The organism is Shewanella fodinae (assembly GCF_014651955.1).
Lineage (GTDB): Bacteria > Pseudomonadota > Gammaproteobacteria > Enterobacterales > Shewanellaceae > Shewanella > Shewanella fodinae.
This window is the reverse complement of record NZ_BMXW01000001.1, coordinates 26,343-41,876: the sequence shown is the minus strand read 5'-3', so window position 1 is coordinate 41,876 and position 15,534 is coordinate 26,343. Positions and strand designations below refer to the sequence as shown.

The following is a 15,534-nucleotide window of genomic DNA, read 5'->3' as shown; positions in this document are numbered from 1 at the left end:
CAGAAGGATTTAATGATGAAACTCCAAAATTCGCTTAAGGCTCTGGCCGTATCTTTGCCATTACTGGCATTGGGTGCCTGTAGCTCTACGTCTGATTCTGAAACTGCCGCGGGTACTGGCACCACTTCTGGTAGTGGTCAATATGGTGCAAACGGTGGGGTAGAGATGGGCGGCGCAGCTCAAGTGTTAAGCCCTGAAGAGCAGCAGCGTCTGAAGTTCCAAGAACTGCGTAAAGATAGTGTCATCTACTTTGACTTCGACCGCAGTGAAATTCGTGCTGATTATGCGGATCTGCTGCAGGCTCATGCGGATTATCTAGTCAGCCACCCTAATGTTAAAGTGCTGATTGAAGGTCATACCGATGAGCGCGGTACACCAGAATACAACATAGCTTTGGGTGAACGCCGTGCTAAAGCCGTGGCCAAATATCTGCAAGGTTTAGGGGTACTGCCAAGCCAGATGAGTATTGTGAGCTATGGTGAAGAAAAACCTGCTGATTTGAGTCACACCGATGAAGGCGAAGCTAAGAATCGTCGTGCAGTGTTAGTTTACTAAGGAAATAAGTACATGAAGATCAGGCTAATTGCAGCAGCAACGCTGTTGCTTCCCATCTGTGCCGTTACCGCAGCAACACCTGCGCCGGTACAGGATTTGGGAACTGGCGTTGTTGGCAGCGACAGCGACCGCATTGCGCGGCTGGAACGTATCATTAAGGCGAGACAGCAGGCCGAGATAGATATGCAGCAGCGGTTAGATGCGCTGCAGCAGGAAGTTCTGGATCTGCGTGGTTCCACTGAGCAACAGAATTATCAGATCAATCAGATGCTGCAGCGGCAGCGTCAGTTGTATGAAGAGATAGGTAAGCTCAGCAATCAACAAACCAGTACTCCAGCGCCAGTGGCTAACAGTAACGCACCACAACCCGTAAGCAGCGGTGTGTCCTTGTCTGAGACTGACAGTTACCAACATGCAGTGGATCTGGTACTGAAAGAACGCCAGTATGATGCAGCAATTCCCGCATTCAAGGATTTTATCAGCCAATATCCTAATTCTGGTTTTGCAGACAATGCAAACTATTGGCTTGGGCAACTCCTTTATAATAAAGGCGATTATGCTCAGGCCAAGACTGCATTTGAAAATGTAGTCAATAATTTCAAAGCATCAGGTAAACGGGCTGACAGTCTGGTCAAACTGGGACTGATTGCCGAGAAATCCAATGACAAAGCCGCTGCCAAATCCCGTTACCAACAAGTGGTTAATGAGTATGCAAACAGCGCTGCCGCAAGCATTGCCAAGCAGCAGTTGGCGGCAATTAAACCATGATTTAACTAAAAAACATCCACCCAGACTGTTTTTCAGGCAAACGGGAAAAAAAGCCGAATTTGCACTTGCATGAGAAACGGAAAGCGGTATTATAGGCGCCCACAGCGCGGGACCGCAGTTTTTAGCTTACTGCGCTGTGTTTTTAACTGAAAGGGTCGTTAGCTCAGTCGGTAGAGCAGTTGGCTTTTAACCAATTGGTCATAGGTTCAAATCCTATACGACCCACCAATTTCAGTTAATCAACAACAAAGCAGTGGGTCGTTAGCTCAGTCGGTAGAGCAGTTGACTCTTAATCAATTGGTCATAGGTTCGAACCCTATACGACCCACCACTGATTTGATTTCTGCTGTAAATCCAGTAGCGGGTCGTTAGCTCAGTCGGTAGAGCAGTTGGCTTTTAACCAATTGGTCATAGGTTCAAATCCTATACGACCCACCATCAAATCAAAATAGCGATATAGTTAGTATTCCGAAGTTGGGTCGTTAGCTCAGTCGGTAGAGCAGTTGGCTTTTAACCAATTGGTCATAGGTTCGAATCCTATACGACCCACCAGCGAAATACTTATTAAATGCCAAATTAGGGTCGTTAGCTCAGTCGGTAGAGCAGTTGGCTTTTAACCAATTGGTCATAGGTTCGAATCCTATACGACCCACCATGATCCCACAAGTGTGGGCCGTTAGCTCAGTTGGTAGAGCAGTTGACTCTTAATCAATTGGTCATAGGTTCGAGCCCTATACGGCCCACCAATCCATCTCATGTTATCCCGCAGATAAGTAGTTCAGTTAATCGAGCCATTGTTACTGGTGCATTATTAGCGCAAATCTTATACGCACCACCATTTCTGTTGAAATTGTCGGTTGGCGTTTGCTGCTCTGCTGTCTTCTGCACAAAAAAAGCACCCGCAGGTGCCTTTAAAAAAATGCCAGCATCATGGCTTATAGCAAGCCGTTTTCCCGGACATAGGCTTCAAAGTCGGTACATCCGCCGATGTGCTCTTTATCGATAAAAATCTGTGGCACTGTCTCTACCGGTTTGCCAACGGTTTTCTCTAAATCGGCCTTGGTGATGCCTTCCTCATAAATATCCACATACTTATAGCTGAAATCATCACGCTTTTCAGTTAATTGATCGGACAGTTGTTTGGCGCGAACACAATAAGGACAGCCGGGGCGGCCGAAAATAACAACGTGCATAATAACTCCTTCTTTCAACGATGCAGTGGTTATAGCACAGTGACTGCGGTAGCAGAAGTGGCTAGCGGTATACTTCTGCTAAGCATTATGGTTTTCAGTCTGGTAGCGTCCTTGGTAATCAAAGAATTTCTCCAACAATACCCAGTGTTTCCCCTGTTTTTTTAGCAAAAGTAGCGCGGGCACTCGAAATCTGCTTGCCAGTGCCAGCAGTTCCTCCGCATGCGAAAACGAGGGCAATGGCAGACCGGGACGGCGGTCATGTGGATAGATAAACCGGGCAAAAAGCGCTTGCCGCTGGGCAAGTGTTGTGACGCGAAACTGTTCCGAAAAATGGTTTGCATCAATGTCAGAATACTCCACTAGCAGCTTGTCATCTTGTGCGCGTAGTTGCATATGTTGCACTTGAAACAGATGATGGTGTCGCTGTGCAAGCACTTCTTTCAGACGTTTGTCGGGATCTACCAGTTGTGAATGGCATTCACTGCACTCCCGTGCCGCGATGTCATTTTCGGCACCGCAGTCTGGGCAAAAACGTGCTCGAAAGCGATATCGACACTGTTGCGGATGTGGCTTGGCTGCAATCAGCCCCTGACAACGTCTGCCGAAATGCTCTAGGATCTCGCCATCTTCGTTAGTTTTCCCCCAGAAAATGTTAGCAAAACCACATTCTGGGCAAATCACTTGTACCAGTTCGGTGTCTGCTGCAGGTCGGGGCTGGGCAATCTGTGGACTGAAGAGGTCAAAGCCGTTGGCGGCATAGTCGATAATAAGACAATCTTGCTTGCCGTCACTCAAACGCAAACCACGGCCAACCATCTGCTGAAACAGTGCGACGGAAGCGGTGGGGCGCATAATCGCAATCAAATCCACATGTGGTGCATCAAAGCCAGTGGTGAGCACCGCCACATTTACTAGGAATTTCAGCTGCTGTTGTTTGAATCGAACGATAATCTGATCTCGCTCCATGGTGGCTGTTTTTGCAGTAATCAGAGCTGCCTCTGCCTCGGGTAAGTGCGACATAATTTCCTCAGCATGGCGCACCGTCGCGGCAAAGATAATCACTCCTCTACGACTCACCGCCAGTTGCATGAGTTGCTTTACAATGGCCGTGGTGGCGCGGCCACAATGCTGCAGCAAGGCATCCACTTCGCTGTCCTGGTAGTTGCCTAGTTCATCGGGGCGTAACTGACTGAAATTGTACTGTGCCGATAAGCCATCCAATAATCTTGGCGGTGTTAGATAGCCTTGTTTGATCAGCAGTCTCAGCGGTAACTCAAAAATACAATCGTCGAACAGGCCGGTGTCGACATTACCCGCACGGCCATGATAATGACGCTTGTAGATCCAGCCACTGCCGAGCCGATAAGGGGTTGCGGTCAATCCCAGCAGATGTACTTTAGGATTGTGTTGCTGCAACCATTTTAGAAGCTGTTGGTATTGACTAAATTCTTCGTCACTGACGCGGTGACATTCGTCAATGATGACCAAAGAAAAGGGCTTCATAAATGCTTGCGGATTGCGCGCAGCAGACTGGATGCCCGCCACCACGGTTTTGCCAGAACTTATTTTTTGCTTCAGTCCGGCAGAATAGACGCTGATATCATCGGTCAGCAGCGCGGCTTTATCGGCATTTTGCGCTACCAGCTCTTTTACGTGGGTCAAAATCAGTACCCGACCACGAGCAATGCGTGCCAATTCGGCTATGACAATACTTTTCCCTGCTCCCGTGGGCAGCACTATGACGGCACTGCCTTGCTGATGTCGGAAATAGTGGATGGCGGCATCGACGGCTTGTTGCTGATAATCCCGCAGTTGCAGGACCTTTTGCTGAGACATCTTGGCTGGAGTATGGCTATATCGTCGCTACAGCATATCATATGGTGTCTGCCACTAAAGACTGGGTGCTGCAGTCGTTTAAAAATTAATAAACTTTTAATCCATAACTGCTTTCAGCGTTTTTTTACTTTGCTAAAATGGCTTACTCACTGGTCAAATTCCTGTGATTAAAGTAAAATTTGCCTCTTTTTTATGTCGCAAACGAAGATACCTTATACAGTCCTTTTGGGACTGGCATGCACTGGAAGGGAAGATGCAGCAGTTAACTGAGATCGTACAACAGGCCTTAGCCGCCATCGATGGGGCCGATGATCTGAAAATTCTCGATGAGATCCGTGTCGATTATCTTGGCAAAAAAGGCAAGATCACTGACATGATGAAACTGATGGGCACCCTGAGTCCGGAAGAAAAACCGGCTTTTGGTCAGCAGGTGAACCAGGCTAAACAGCAGGTGCAGCAGTTTTTATCAGCGCGCCTCGATAGTCTCAAGGCTGCTGAACTTGACGCTAAACTCAGCGCCGAGAAAATCGATGTAACATTGCCTGGTCGTACGCTAGGCAATGGTGGTCTGCACCCGGTGACCCGCACTATTGAGCGTATCGAAACCTTTTTTGGTGAGCTAGGTTTCAGTGTAGTGCAAGGGCCGGAAGTGGAAGATAGTTATCACAATTTTGACGCCTTGAATATTCCGCCGCATCATCCGGCGCGGGCAGATCACGACACCTTCTATTTCAATCCAGAAATCGTCTTGCGGACGCAAACCTCTGGAGTGCAGATCCGCACCATGGAGGTGGAACAACCACCGCTGCGTATTATTTCTCCCGGGCGGGTTTATCGTAACGACTACGATATGACGCACACTCCGATGTTCCACCAGGTAGAAGGATTGATGGTGGATGAGAACGTCAGCTTTACCCAACTGAAGGGCATTTTGCATGATTTCCTGCGTAACTTCTTCGAAGAAGATCTGGAGATCCGCTTCCGTCCTTCCTATTTCCCGTTTACCGAACCTTCTGCTGAAGTGGATGTAAAGGGTAAGAACGGTTGGTTGGAAGTGTTGGGTTGCGGCATGGTGCATCCTAATGTGCTGCGCGGTGTGGGTATCGACCCTGAAAAATACTCTGGTTTTGCTTTTGGTATGGGCGTAGAGCGCTTGACTATGTTGCGTTACGGCGTAACTGATTTGCGCGCCTTTTTCGAAAACGACCTGCGTTTCCTTAAGCAATTCAAATAACGGAGTTCAAGTATTATGAAATTGAGTGAATCCTGGCTTCGTGAGTGGGTTAGTCCTGCGGTAAGCCGTGATCAGTTAGCCCATCAGATCACTATGGCTGGGCTGGAAGTCGATGAAATTACCGCTGTCGCTGGCGCCTTTTCTGGTGTAGTGGTGGGGGAAGTGGTGGCATGTTCTCAACATCCTGATGCCGATAAACTACGGGTGACTAAAGTCAATGTTGGCGCAGAAGAGCTGCTGGATATTGTCTGTGGGGCACCGAACTGTCGTCTTGGGCTGAAAGTGTGTGTTGCCACTGTTGGCGCTGTTTTACCTGGCGACTTCAAAATCAAGAAAGCCAAGCTGCGCGGTCAGCCATCCAATGGCATGCTGTGTTCCTATAGCGAACTGGGCATTGATATTGAAAGCAACGGTATTATCGAATTACCGCAGGATGCGCCGCTGGGCATGGATGTACGGCAATATCTGGATCTGGATGATGCCATTATTGATGTCGATCTGACGGCTAATCGCGCTGATTGTCTAGGGATGGCCGGTATAGCGCGCGAAGTGGGCGTGCTTAACCGAATGACAGTGACCGAACCAAGTTGGGCACCTGTCGCGGCATCCACTGATGCGGCTATGCAGGTGAATGTCGTCGCTAAGCAAGCTTGTCCACGTTATCTCAGTCGTGTTATCAAAAATATTGATGTTACCGCTGCAACGCCAGCATGGATGATAGAGAAACTGCGGCGTAGCGGTATCCGTTCTATCGATCCTATTGTTGATATCACCAATTTTGTGCTGGTGGAATATGGTCAGCCAATGCATGCCTTTGATTTGGCAAAGATTGATGGTGAGCTAAACATACGTTTTGCTGATGGCAAAGAACACTTAACACTGCTAGATGGCAATGATATTGCTGTGCCTGCTGATACATTGGTGGTTGCCGACAACAGTAAAGCATTGGCGCTAGCCGGGATTTTTGGTGGTGAGCACTCAGGTGTTTCTGCCGAGACACGCGATATTGTGTTGGAATGTGCCTTTTTCGCCCCGTTGGCTATCACGGGTAAAGCCCGTAATCTAGGGCTGCATACTGATGCTAGCCACCGTTTTGAGCGTGGTGTTGATCCACAATTGCAACATAAGGTGATGGATCGTGCCAGCCGCTTGATCCTTGATATTTGTGGTGGTGATGCCGGTACCGTAGTTGAAGCACTGGCGACCGAATATCTGCCGCAGGCGGCTGAAATTACGCTGCGTCGCGCTAAGCTCGATAAACTGTTGGGGCATCATGTGCCTGACGCTGACGTGGCAGAAATATTGTCCCGTCTGGGATTTGCGGTCACCGAAGTCGCTGACGGTTGGCAGGTAACGACGGCGACTTATCGTTTTGATATGGCTATTGAAGAAGACCTTATCGAAGAAGTTGCCCGTATTTACGGTTATAACAGTATCCCTAATGAAGCACCGCTAGCGCGTTTGAACATGACGCAGCATTGTGAAGCGGACGTCAAATTGGCGAAAGTGCGCAATTTACTCGCTGCCCGTGGGTTCCAAGAGGCGATTACCTACAGTTTTGTTGATCCTAAACTGCAGCAGCTAGTGCATCCGCAACAGCAAGCCCTGGTGTTGCCTAATCCAATTTCCAGTGAAATGTCTGCTATGCGACTGTCATTGTTCACCGGTTTACTGGGCGCGGTTGGTTATAATCAGGCTAGACAACAGGGGCGGGTGCGACTGTTTGAAACAGGTTTGCGTTTTGTACCTGATACTGCAGCAGAAATGGGCGTAAAGCAGCAAGCTATGCTGGCAGCTGTCATTGCCGGACCGCAAACAGAGGAACATTGGTCGATCGAATCAAAAACTGTTGATTTTTTCGACCTTAAAGGTGATTTAGAAGCGATTATTGGCTTGACAGCTTCCGATGCTGAATTTAGTTTTAGGAGTGCGTCACATTCTGCACTACATCCTGGGCAATGTGCTGAAATCCTGAGAAATGATCAGGTGATAGGGGTGATTGGTGCAGTGCATCCAGCACTGGAGAAGCCTTTCGGTCTTAACGGTAAAACGATTGTGTTTGAGCTGCAGTTGGATGCGCTATTACATGGCTCCGTGCCCGAGGCAAAGGCAATCTCCAAATATCCAGCGAACCGTCGTGATATTGCCGTGGTAGTTGATGACACAATTGTTGCTGGAGATATTCTAGCAATGATAAAAAAAGTTGGCGGAAATCAGTTGGTTGGCTTAAACTTGTTTGACGTATACCGAGGCAAGGGTGTTGAGCCTGGCAAGAAGAGTCTGGCAATAGCACTTACGTTACAAGATAACACTCGTACTCTTGAGGAAAAAGAAATTGCAGCGACAGTTGAGTCGGTGGTTTCGGTCCTTAAGTCTGAGTTCAACGCATCGTTGAGGGATTAAAGTATGGCACTTACCAAGGCCGAAATGGCAGAGCATCTTTTCGAAACACTTGGGATCAATAAGCGTGTCGCCAAAGATATGGTGGAAACGTTTTTCGAGGAGATCCGGTTAGCGCTTGAAAATGGTGAACAGGTGAAATTATCCGGTTTCGGAAATTTTGATCTGCGGGATAAAAACCAAAGGCCTGGTCGTAACCCCAAGACTGGCGAGGATATCCCAATTTCTGCTCGGCGTGTGGTAACCTTCCGCCCCGGACAGAAGTTAAAAAGCCGTGTCGAAGCTGCTAATAAATAATTACGGTATACATCTTTACTGATGGATGCGCGCAATTGCGCTGAAAAGGCTGCCTAGTTAAGGTGGCCTTTTCTTTATGCGCGATTATAGTCCATTCATTATGGAGAAATTAGAGAAGGAGTTACTGGGTTTGGTTGTTCATGGCTATTGATAGGCTGGAATAGATCAAAGAAATGAGTAAATCGATGATGAGAGCAACGTCTTCAGTTCATAAGCCTTTAACAGCCTGAGTATTTCTTGAGTGTTATCTGGGCGGTTGGCGCAGGATAGCCAGCATAATGCCTTGATCTGTCAGTAGGTAAAATACAGCAAACATTATCGTTGGTTGTCGTATTTTATCTCGGGGTTATCTGAAAGGTGTCAAACACTAGGGATGGTAACGAGCAGGATGATTAGCGTAATTTCAAACTAATAACATGCGGTTGTAGTTACAAGGGGCGTTTTTGTCAGCGGCGTTAAACATAGAGAATTAGGTTGTGTTATCTCGAACACCGTCTGTGTTCACCTCTCGTTATTACTCAAAGGTACTCAGCATTTTGGGCTATGCAGACAATAAGAGCGGTAGGCAATATGCACACAATAGTCAGTTGCCAATCCATATATGCGGATTGATGGAGATATTAATAGGACGTGAACACGAAAAGATTTGGTTGCGGGAGCTGGATTTGAACCAACGACCTTCGGGTTATGAGCCCGACGAGCTACCAGACTGCTCCATCCCGCGACTGAGGTTTTCATGAAGTGTTATATCATTGGTTGCGGGAGCTGGATTTGAACCAACGACCTTCGGGTTATGAGCCCGACGAGCTACCAGACTGCTCCATCCCGCGACGACTTTGATATGACACATAGACAGGAACTGGTTGCGGGAGCTGGATTTGAACCAACGACCTTCGGGTTATGAGCCCGACGAGCTACCAGACTGCTCCATCCCGCGTCCGTCTAAGTGGGGCGCACTATAGCCGTCTACTATCGGCATTGCAAGAAGCGTATTTGAAAAAAGTCACAAGTGTCTATTTTTAGTACAGATAGGGTTGGTCTTTTAGGCGGATGCCGTTAATTTGACCATATATTTTGGCTTCCGTTGTCGATCTGTTTAGCACTGGTAACGGCTTATCTTTTATAGCGCTGACAGGGTATAATGGCGGTTTTATTGAAATCGCTTGGTTGATTGCATGTTGAATTGTTTTGCCGCTGTACCTAAAGGGTTTGAATACACCCTGGCTCAGGAAATGCTGGCGCTTGGTGCGACGGATGTTAAAGAGTCCCAAGCTGGCGTCTACTTTACCGCCTCACTCGAGCAGGTATACCGCATCGTGTTGTGGAGCCGCTTAGCTAGCCGAGTACTTGTGCTGTTACATCAGGCCAGTTGTGAAACCGCAGAACAGTTATACGCGGCTGCCTATGCTATTGACTGGCCTGCGCATTTCAGTAATCGCAGCACTTTTAGTATCGATTTTCATGGGATGGGCGGGTTTATCAATAACACCCAGTTTGGCGCTTTGAAAGTGAAAGATGCCGTGGTAGACCGTTTCCGCAATGCAGGATTGAACCGTCCAGATGTAGAACGGAATCAAGCGGATATTCGTATTGATGCCCATTACCGAAATAGTCAGGTCACCATCGCACTGAATATTTCCGGGCCTGCTTTGCATCAACGCGGCTACCGACATGGCACTGGTGAAGCGCCACTCAAGGAAAACTTAGCCGCGAATATGTTGCTGCGCGCACAATGGGATAAGCAATGTCCTATAGTCGATCCTTTCTGTGGTAGTGGCACCATCGTCATTGAAGCGGCGATGATGGCTGCAGATATGGCACCTGGTTTGTTGCGTCAACGTTTTGGTTTCGAAGCCTGGTTACAGCATGACCAAGCCCTTTGGCAGACCATATCAGATGAGGCCAAAGCCCGGGCAACTGTGGGCATACGCCGCTGTGATGTGCGTTTTTACGGATCTGACATCGATTCACGAATGGTGGCCCTAGCTAAGCGCAATGCCGCTAATGCTGGTGTCGCGGAACTTATTGAGTTTAAAGTAGCGAATGCGCTTGATGTTATGCCACCGATGGAATCGGGGCTATTAGTCGCTAACCCGCCATACGGTGAACGATTGGGTAATGTGACCTCGTTGCTGCAACTTTACTTTCAGTTTGGCGAACATCTAAAAAAAGATTTTGGCGGTTGGCAGGTAGCACTGTTATGCAGTGAAGCTGAGCTATTATCGGCCTTGAAGCTAAAAGCTGATAAACAGCTGAAAATGTATAATGGTGCGCTAGAGTGTGCCTTCAATTTGTACACGCTGCATGTGAAAACACCGCAACGTGCGGCGGTATTGGCACAGCATTCTGGTGAAGCGCTGAGTGAAATTGCCGCGTCTTTTGTCAACCGGGTTAAGAAAAATCTGAAACAACTGGATAAGTGGGCCCAGCAAGAAAACATTGATTGCTATCGCATATATGATGCGGATATTCCAGAATACAATGTTGCGATCGATAAGTATCAGAATTATCTGGTTATTCAGGAATATGCTGCGCCTGCAACAATACCAGAGGCCGTCAGTAAACGCCGTCTTACCGATATTTTGTTGTCATTGCCAGGGGCTGCCAATATTCCAGCGGATAACATTATCCTTAAAACTCGTGCACGGCAAAAGGGCAGCAATCAGTATCAGAAACTAGATGGTGAAAGATTGGAGCTGGTTGCTAATGAATATGGCGCTCGTTTCAAGCTGAACCTTACCGATTATCTCGATACCGGGCTGTTTTTGGATCATCGGCTCATCCGGAAGTTGGTAGGTAGTAAATCTCAAGGGCGTGATGTACTCAATTTGTTTGCCTATACCGGGACAGCCTCTGTGCACGCAGGGTTAGGTGGCGCAAAATCAATCACGACGGTTGATATGTCAAATACCTACCTGAACTGGGCCAAAGATAACTTCATGCTCAATGGTCTGAACGGTCGTCAGTATCACTTCGAACAAGATGATTGCCTGCAGTGGATCCGCGATTGTCGGCAGACATTTGATCTGATTTTTATCGATCCGCCAACCTTTTCCAATTCCAAACGGATGGAAGACGCTTTCGATGTGCAACGGGATCATGTGCCGTTGCTGTTGTCGCTTGCTAAGCTGCTAAATCCCGGTGGCGAAATCATTTTTTCCAACAACAAGCGTAAATTTAAAATGGAGCTTGAAACGCTGCAGGCGGCGGGGTTGACGGTGGAGAATATGGATACTCGGATGTTGCCGCAAGATTTTCGGCGCAATCCACATATTCACAACACTTGGCTGCTAACCAGTAATATTGAGTCCTCAGCAGCAAGTGCTATCTGGTCAGGACTGGCCAAGCAGTGACACAGGAGTAAGTTTTGAGTCTGGTACGTATTAATAATGGCTCGTTGGCCTATGGCTATATTCCGCTGTTGGAGCATGCGGATTTCACCATAGAAGCCGGTGAGCGGGTGTGTATTGTCGGGCGTAATGGTGCCGGTAAATCGAGCCTGCTGAAGATTATCAGTGGTGATGTGCTGCTGGATGATGGTGAATTCAATATTGCCTCAGATGTAAAAGTCAGTCGGTTACAACAGGATCCCCCAAAAGCGGAAACAGCAACCGTTTATCGTTATATTGCTGCCGGATTGGCAGATATTGGAGAGTTGCTGGATCAGTACCATGAGTTGTCGGTGGCAATTGCCACGATGAGTGGAGACGCTCAAACACAAGGGCTTGCCAAAATGGCGCGCTTACAGGAACAGTTAGATCTGCAGGATGGCTGGACGCTGGACAGCCGTATTCTGCAAACCTGTAAACTGCTAGGACTGGATGAAACCACACGGTTGTCAGAACTGTCCGGTGGCTGGCAACGTAAAGTGGCATTGGCAAGAGCTTTGGTAAATGAACCTGATTTACTGCTACTAGATGAGCCAACTAACCATCTGGATATCGATACCATTGAATGGCTTGAACAGTTTTTATTAAGTTTTAAAGGCGCTATCGCCTTCATCAGTCATGACCGTGGTTTTATTCAACGCATTGCCACCCGTATTGTCGATCTTGATCGTGGCGTGGTGACATCTTGGCCCGGAAACTATCAGCAATATCTTGACGGAAAACAGGAATGGTTGCGGGTTGAAGAGGAAAAAAACGCGCAGTTCGATAAGAAATTAGCGGATGAGGAAGCTTGGATCCGGCAAGGGGTTAAAGCGCGTCGTACCCGTAATGAAGGTCGCGTGCGCGCGCTCAAGGCGTTGCGGATGGAACGTCGTGCTCGTATTGAACGACAGGGTAACGCCACCATGGGCGTGAGTGATGCAGAACGCAGTGGTAAATTGGTGTTCGATGTGAACAATCTGAGCTATTGCTGGGGTGACAAGGTGTTAGTTCGTGATTTTAGTACCCGAGTGATAAGGGGAGATCGAATCGCATTAATTGGCCCCAACGGCTGTGGCAAGTCCACTTTGATCAAATTGTTGATTAATCAGCTACAACCCCAAAGTGGTAGTATCCGTACCGGTACTAAACTCGAAATCGCCTATTTCGATCAGTACCGTGAGGCATTGGATGAAGAAAAAACAGTCGAAGAAAATGTTGGCGATGGTAAAAGCACTATCACGATCAATGGTAAGGACCGCCACATCCTCAGTTACTTACAGGATTTTCTGTTTTCTCCAGCACGTGCGCGTACGCCAGTTAAGGCGCTCAGTGGGGGCGAGAAGAACCGTTTACTGCTAGCGCGGCTCTTGTTAAAGCCTGCAAACCTTATAATCCTCGATGAACCGACAAATGATCTTGATATTGAGACACTTGAATTGTTAGAGTCTCTGCTCACAGAATACCAAGGCACATTGCTGCTGGTAAGCCACGACCGAGCCTTCATCGATAATACCGTGACCAGCTCTTGGTGGTATGCAGGAAATGGCCGTTGGAGTGAATACGTTGGTGGCTATCAGGATGCGGTAGCGCAGGGCGCAAGATTCTATCGTGAAGCAATGGAACCTGAGACCATTAATCCTGTCCAACTGAGCACGCCATCGGTAAAGCCTGTTTCAGACAAAACTCAGACGGTGAAAAAACTGTCTTATAAGCTACAGCGAGAGCTAGAAGCGCTGCCAGGATTGATGGAACAGTTGGAGCAGGAGATTGATAAACTGCAATCCCAGGTGAATCAACCCGATTTTTATGCTCAGGAGCAGGCAACAGTTGCAGCACAGTTGCAATTGTTGGCTGATAAAGAACAGCAGTTGGATGCTTGCTTCAGCCGTTGGGAAGAACTCGAGTCAATGAAGTAAGCCAGAATAACAAAACGGGAATAAATTGAATGAAGTTGAATAGTACGCTGTCATTGGTTGCGTTAAGCGTTGTCAGTGTTTTGCAGGTCGCTCATGCTGCCTCCGTCTATGAGATTGTTAATATTGAAGATGCTGACGTCAAGGGTACTCTGACTGACACGGCAAATGGTTACGGCCAGAGTATTAACGCAAATAATGAGTTGGTGGGTGTTTCCCGTGGCCGGACGAACCTCACCACCAGCGATGTGAGTGGCGATACTAACGTCATCGATCTGCAAGATGCCATTGGTGCTGATCAGAGTATTACCTATTCAACTACTACTCAAATTATTGGAAACAGCTTCACTTTCCATGCATTAGAAAATGATGCTACCACCCCCTGGTTACCTACTTTTGAGAGTGTTAATGGCAGTATTGCACCGTCATCGGTGAGCACTGATAACCGCAATACAGTAGATAGCTATTTCTTTGATATCAATGATGCCGGTCTGCGTGTGGGGGCGATGAGCGCGCCGGAAAAAACCATGGATTATGCTGGCAGTGTGTCTGGCATAGATTCCTGGTATTACCGCGATTATGAACTGCGTGGTTTTGTAAAAACCGGTGCTAGTGCAACAGAAATAGAATTACCACCACCCTACACTGCATATACCAACGCTGAGAATGTCACCGTAAATGTTGGGGGCAGCTCTCTGGCCGCAGCGATTAACAGCAATAACTTGATTGCAGGCTATGGCAGCATCGGACTGAGTTCTTATGCCGAAGGCGTAGTTGACAGTTGTATTAGCAGCAATAGTGATTCGTCCCCAGTAGATATCTGTATTCAGGCAAATCAATATATTGACAGTAGTACTGGCACCAGTTACATCCAGTATAAGACCCGCGCGATGGTGTGGCAGTACAATAATGATGGCAGTTTCACGCGGACTGAACTACCGCTGGGATTAGATCCAGGTACTTCTACTTCCACCTTTGTTGCCCAAGGGCTGGGGCTCAATAATAATGGTGTCGTGGTTGGACGTTCACATGTGTACCGTAACGGTAATACAGACGATCTGTACTACGACGCTGCATATTGGAGTAAAAATACCAGTGGTAACTATGAATACCATTGGATCCCGGTTATTGATAAAGATGTCTTGAGTTCCATTGCATACAGCGTCAACGACTCAGGCATAGTCGTGGGCAGCTATAAGAAGTATATCGATGGTTATCAACGTGATAAATTCTTTGTCTACGATACGAATACCCCAGATACCAAGCCGGTCACCCCGAATGACTTCTACTCCTATACCTCGGATCTTTCCAGCCGCGCCAAAGATATTAACAATCAGGGGTTGGTTGTGGGATATATCGAGACGTCGGAAGAGAAGCAGTTGCCTCGACCAAAAGATGCGTTTCTTTATAATACCAATACCCAAGAGTTCAACGATCTCAATAACCTGCTGACTTGTGAATCAAAAGGCTATGAAAAGAACGGTGAAGGTAATTGGACTAAACACCAATTTACCGTTACTGATGCTACCGGTAACTCCCTGACCTATAATGCCGATATCCGCATTGTTGAAGCTAACAAGATCAACGAAGAAGGTGTGATTGCTGCGACAGCGTTTGTTAGAAAACCAGTATATCAAACAGATAGCACTGGTAATTTGGTGCTGGATGACAAAGGTAATCCAACATTTGCACTCAATGGTAGTGGTGCCCCGGTTACCAGTTATCTGCCGCGTATGGTGGTTCTGAAACCAACATCTTCAGGCTCGGCGTGTGATGTAAGTGGGGATACCGGTGGTGTGGACTCAGGTTCCTACAGCCGTAAAGGTGCGGCAGTTTGGGGATGGTTATTACTGTTACCTTTAGTGTGGGTACGTCGCAGACTACAACGTTAATCAACATCATGAAAAAAAATCGACGCCATGGCGTCGATTTTTTTCACTTGTTCTCAAATGCTTAATAATTGCATG

10 protein-coding genes and 9 tRNA genes are annotated in these 15,534 nt (G+C 47.6%); 14 read left to right on the top strand and 5 right to left on the bottom strand.

Going from position 1 to position 15,534, the window contains the following annotated elements:
• The first annotated feature begins 15 nt into the window (after positions 1-15).
• From pal to IE064_RS00165, 8 genes are all read left to right on the top strand, one after another.
• Positions 16-555: a peptidoglycan-associated lipoprotein Pal gene (gene pal / locus IE064_RS00200; RefSeq protein WP_133038803.1), complete on the top strand. Its 540-nt coding sequence runs from the start codon at positions 16-18 to the stop codon at positions 553-555.
• A gap of 12 nt (positions 556-567) precedes the next feature.
• Positions 568-1,323: a tol-pal system protein YbgF gene (gene ybgF, locus IE064_RS00195; RefSeq protein WP_189615348.1), complete on the top strand. Its 756-nt coding sequence runs from the start codon at positions 568-570 to the stop codon at positions 1,321-1,323.
• Positions 1,324-1,475: 152 nt separating this feature from the next.
• Positions 1,476-1,551, top strand: a tRNA-Lys gene (locus IE064_RS00190).
• 27 nt (positions 1,552-1,578) lie between these two features.
• Positions 1,579-1,654, top strand: a tRNA-Lys gene (locus IE064_RS00185).
• Between the two features lie 31 nt (positions 1,655-1,685).
• Positions 1,686-1,761: transfer RNA gene (locus IE064_RS00180), tRNA-Lys, on the top strand.
• A 38-nt stretch (positions 1,762-1,799) separates the two neighbouring features.
• Positions 1,800-1,875 (top strand) — tRNA-Lys (locus IE064_RS00175).
• 27 nt (positions 1,876-1,902) lie between these two features.
• Positions 1,903-1,978, top strand: a tRNA-Lys gene (locus tag IE064_RS00170).
• A 15-nt stretch (positions 1,979-1,993) separates the two neighbouring features.
• Positions 1,994-2,069 (top strand) — tRNA-Lys (locus IE064_RS00165).
• A gap of 189 nt (positions 2,070-2,258) precedes the next feature.
• On the opposite strand, the gene IE064_RS00160 is transcribed toward IE064_RS00165, so the two are convergent.
• The gene (locus IE064_RS00160) at positions 2,259-2,516 is read right to left on the bottom strand and encodes a GrxA family glutaredoxin (RefSeq protein ID WP_133038773.1); all 258 of its coding nucleotides are present in this window, start codon (positions 2,514-2,516) and stop codon (positions 2,259-2,261) included.
• Positions 2,517-2,594: 78 nt separating this feature from the next.
• Entirely contained in the window at positions 2,595-4,352 is a 1,758-nt protein-coding gene (gene radD / locus IE064_RS00155; RefSeq protein ID WP_189615346.1) for a DNA repair helicase RadD, read from the bottom strand.
• Between the two features lie 253 nt (positions 4,353-4,605).
• Here radD and pheS point away from each other — a divergent pair, with 253 nt between their 5' ends.
• Genes pheS through ihfA form a run of 3 tightly spaced genes read left to right on the top strand, consistent with a single transcriptional unit; the run spans position 4,606 to position 8,283 of the window.
• Positions 4,606-5,586: a phenylalanine--tRNA ligase subunit alpha gene (gene pheS / locus IE064_RS00150; RefSeq protein WP_133038775.1), complete on the top strand. Its 981-nt coding sequence runs from the start codon at positions 4,606-4,608 to the stop codon at positions 5,584-5,586.
• A gap of 15 nt (positions 5,587-5,601) precedes the next feature.
• Entirely contained in the window at positions 5,602-7,989 is a 2,388-nt protein-coding gene (gene pheT, locus IE064_RS00145) for a phenylalanine--tRNA ligase subunit beta (RefSeq protein ID WP_189615344.1), read from the top strand.
• Positions 7,990-7,992: 3 nt separating this feature from the next.
• Positions 7,993-8,283: an integration host factor subunit alpha gene (gene ihfA / locus IE064_RS00140; RefSeq protein WP_133038777.1), complete on the top strand. Its 291-nt coding sequence runs from the start codon at positions 7,993-7,995 to the stop codon at positions 8,281-8,283.
• Between the two features lie 647 nt (positions 8,284-8,930).
• Here the strand turns inward: ihfA and IE064_RS00135 are convergent.
• The 3 genes from IE064_RS00135 to IE064_RS00125 form a co-directional block, all read right to left on the bottom strand.
• Positions 8,931-9,007, bottom strand: a tRNA-Met gene (locus tag IE064_RS00135).
• A gap of 29 nt (positions 9,008-9,036) precedes the next feature.
• Positions 9,037-9,113: transfer RNA gene (locus IE064_RS00130), tRNA-Met, on the bottom strand.
• A 30-nt stretch (positions 9,114-9,143) separates the two neighbouring features.
• A tRNA-Met gene (locus IE064_RS00125) sits at positions 9,144-9,220 on the bottom strand.
• Between the two features lie 238 nt (positions 9,221-9,458).
• On the opposite strand from IE064_RS00125, the gene rlmKL reads away from it, so the two are divergent.
• From rlmKL to IE064_RS00110, 3 genes are read left to right on the top strand one after another with little or no spacing between them, the layout of a single operon-like run.
• The gene (rlmKL, locus tag IE064_RS00120) at positions 9,459-11,636 is read left to right on the top strand and encodes a bifunctional 23S rRNA (guanine(2069)-N(7))-methyltransferase RlmK/23S rRNA (guanine(2445)-N(2))-methyltransferase RlmL (RefSeq protein WP_189615342.1); all 2,178 of its coding nucleotides are present in this window, start codon (positions 9,459-9,461) and stop codon (positions 11,634-11,636) included.
• Between the two features lie 14 nt (positions 11,637-11,650).
• The gene (locus IE064_RS00115) at positions 11,651-13,570 is read left to right on the top strand and encodes an ABC transporter ATP-binding protein (protein WP_189615340.1); all 1,920 of its coding nucleotides are present in this window, start codon (positions 11,651-11,653) and stop codon (positions 13,568-13,570) included.
• Between the two features lie 29 nt (positions 13,571-13,599).
• Positions 13,600-15,459: a DUF3466 family protein gene (locus tag IE064_RS00110; RefSeq protein ID WP_189615337.1), complete on the top strand. Its 1,860-nt coding sequence runs from the start codon at positions 13,600-13,602 to the stop codon at positions 15,457-15,459.
• Positions 15,460-15,534 lie beyond the last annotated feature (75 nt).